The sequence below is a fragment of the Nodosilinea sp. LEGE 07298 genome, from assembly GCF_015207265.1.
GTDB lineage: Bacteria > Cyanobacteriota > Cyanobacteriia > Phormidesmidales > Phormidesmidaceae > Nodosilinea.
Window position 1 is genome coordinate 1 of record NZ_JADEXE010000490.1, and the last position, 2,907, is coordinate 2,907.

At 53.6% G+C, this 2,907-nt stretch carries 3 protein-coding genes; all 3 read left to right on the plus strand.

Annotated elements, in window-relative coordinates; genetic code table 11:
* The first annotated feature begins 39 nt into the window (after positions 1-39).
* The 3 genes from IQ273_RS32170 to IQ273_RS32180 all read left to right on the plus strand — a co-directional run bounded on the left by IQ273_RS32170 (position 40) and on the right by IQ273_RS32180 (position 2,697).
* Positions 40-999 carry a J domain-containing protein gene (locus tag IQ273_RS32170; RefSeq protein ID WP_194027152.1) on the plus strand — a complete coding sequence of 320 codons (960 nt, stop codon included), beginning with the start codon at positions 40-42 and terminating at the stop codon, positions 997-999.
* A gap of 228 nt (positions 1,000-1,227) precedes the next feature.
* Positions 1,228-1,713 (plus strand): allophycocyanin subunit alpha-B, encoded by a 486-nt coding sequence (locus tag IQ273_RS32175; protein ID WP_194027150.1) that lies wholly within the window; start codon positions 1,228-1,230, stop codon positions 1,711-1,713.
* A 342-nt stretch (positions 1,714-2,055) separates the two neighbouring features.
* Positions 2,056-2,697: a Uma2 family endonuclease gene (locus IQ273_RS32180; protein ID WP_194027151.1), complete on the plus strand. Its 642-nt coding sequence runs from the start codon at positions 2,056-2,058 to the stop codon at positions 2,695-2,697.
* Positions 2,698-2,907 lie beyond the last annotated feature (210 nt).

Consider the following 2,907-nt stretch of genomic DNA (forward strand, 5'->3'; position numbering starts at 1 on the left):
CCCGTCAACCTTCCCATTTACTTACTCACCTACCGCTCGATGGAGAACTTTCGGAACTACTACGAGATTCTGGGGGTTTCTAGAGCAGCGACCTTTAGCGACATTAAACAGGCTTACCGCAAGCTAGCTCGGCAGTACCACCCCGACCTCAACCCAGGTGACCAGGCCGCAGAAGATCAGTTCAAGCTGCTAAGCGAAGCCTACACCGTCCTGTCTGACGACGAAAAGCGAGCCCAGTACGAAAAGTTCAGCGAATACTGGCAGCAAGATGGTTTCAAAAAAGGACAGGGCAAGTCGGTCGTCAGCGATATCTTCGGCGGGCGCATCTCGCTTGAAGATTTTGGCTTCGGCGAATTTCCTGACTTCAATATCTTTGTCGATCAGCTGCTCAACCGCCGCCCCAATACCCGCCGAGATCCGAACGATACTGCCAACGATGGCTATGCGACCGATACCTCAGCCTACGAGGCGATGGCGACAGCGGGCCGCCGCGATGCCGAGGCCAATCTCACGATTCCCCTAGAGAAAGCCTTTCGCGGCGGGCGCGAGCGCATTCGCCTAGAGGACGGGCGATCGCTGGAAGTCAACATGCCCGCTGGTATGATCACCGGCCAGCGCATCCGGCTGCGGGGCCAGGGCATTGGCGGCGGCAACCTGTACCTGCGCATTCAGGTTGACCCACACCCCTTCTACACCCTGCAAGGCAACGACGTGTACTGTCGGGTTCCCGTCACTCCTAGCGAGGCCGCCCTGGGCAGCACCATCGATATCCCTACTCTCGATGGCCCCGTTCGCACCACCCTACCCCAGGGGGCGCAGACGGGGCAGACTATTCAGCTGCCGGGGCGGGGGTATCTAGCCGGGCAAGAACGCCGAGGCGATCAAATTGTGGAATTAGAAGTCGTAGTGCCGACCGGGTTGAGCGATCGCGAAAAAGCCCTCTACGAAGAACTGCGCCAGACCGAACGCTTTCGCCCCCGCGCCGACTTGCTAAACTAGCCCGACTATTGCAAAAACGTTACAAACTTCCCTTGAACTCTCAGAGGCGTTTTCTGCGGTCAACGTCTTAAATTCTAGCTATATCACCTGTTTTAGTAGGCTTTTCCTCAGGGTTATCGACCTTGCTCGCGATCAGTTATTACTAACTAAATGAGAATTTAACTTTCCCTAGCGACCCCCAAGTCGCTAAACTAGCAATGAAATAGGTCATCCCCGTCATTTTTAACTATGTCTGTTGTTAGCCAAGTTATTTTGAATGCCGACGACGAGCTGCGCTATCCAACCACCGGCGAGCTCAAGGCCATTGAAGAATTTTTGAGAACCGGCGAGCAGCGCACCCGCATTGCCGCAACTCTGTCTGAGAACGAGAAAAAGATCGTTGACCAGGCTAGCAGAGAGCTATGGCGGCGACGACCAGACTTTATCGCCCCTGGCGGTAACGCCTACGGCCAAAAGCAGCGTGCCCTCTGCATTCGCGACTACGGCTGGTATCTGCGCTTAGTTACCTACGGCGTTCTATCTGGCGATAAAGGCCCCATCGAAAGTATTGGTCTGGTGGGTGTGCGCGAAATGTATAACGCCCTGGATGTACCCGTGCCCGGTATGGCCGAAGCCATTCGCTGCCTCAAAGAGGCTTCCCTTAATCTTCTGGCTGACGAAGACGCCGCCGAAGCCCGGCCCTACTTTGACTACATCATCCAGGCAATGTCGTAGCTCTCAGCAAGTACAAAGCGATCCCCAAAAACCCGGCTTCTCAAAGAAGCCGGGTTTTTGCTTATAGCAGGATTCATTGGCTCGTCGCTCTTTCCGCACTACCCCTCACTTAAGGCCCCCTATCGGCAGACCTACTACACTAGAGGCAAACTGACTTGTAGAAATTTACCGCCGCACCGACGCTTAGCGTCGGCTCGTCGTCACGCCTTTGGTGGGCGATTCTCACTTCACCTCTTCTGTCCAATGCCAGCATCCCCTCAGCCGAGATTTTTCAGTAGGTCAAAACCAGCCGAGCATCCTGAGCCATTTGCTACCCTTAAAACAAACTCCATCTTCACTCCTATGGTGCAGGCGCTCCCCCAAACCCTAACTTTTGAAGATTTTTTGACCTGGTATCCCGATGGAAAGGGCCGATATGAGCTACTTGATGGTCTGGTCTTTGAGATGACCCCTACTGGCGAGCACGAAGAGGTTGGCGCATTTATTACCCGCAAGCTCAATGTCGAAATTGATCGTCAAGACTTAGCCTGTTTTATTCCTCGTACCTATATTGTTAGACCACCGGCAGCAGCGTCTGGATATCAGCCCGATGTGTTGGTCGTCAACCAGGCCGAGCTAGACCACGAGCCACTGTGGAAAAAGTCGTCAGTGCTGACGCGGGGCGCGTCAATCAAACTGGCCGTAGAAGTGGTCAGCACTAACTGGCGCGATGATTATGGCCGCAAACTGTTTGATTATGAAGCCATGGGCATTGCCGAATACTGGATTGTGGATTTTCGGGCGCTAGGGGCGCGGCGGTTTATTGGCTCTCCCAAAACACCGACGCTGTCGCTGTACGCGTTGGTTGATGGTGAATATCAAGTGAACCAGTTTCGAGGGGGCGATCGGGTTGAGTCGCTTGCCTTTCCAGATCTCAACTTCACCGCAAATCAAATTTTTAATGCGGGATTTAGCAATGGCTTTAAGCCTCAGCAATCAAGATAACAAAGAGCCAATTCAAGAGCGAAATGTATTACCTACTCAAAACGGCTTGTAGTATTGGATCTGTCACTAGACCCATAATAGGCTACAAGTCCTGCCGCTGCTGGGGCATACAGTGTCTCTGTTAGGACAATTTTCGCAAAGGCTGGCAGAGGTTCCTAGCTAGTACTCGACGGCTGAAATACGCCCACCATTCCGAATTGCTTGGCTCCC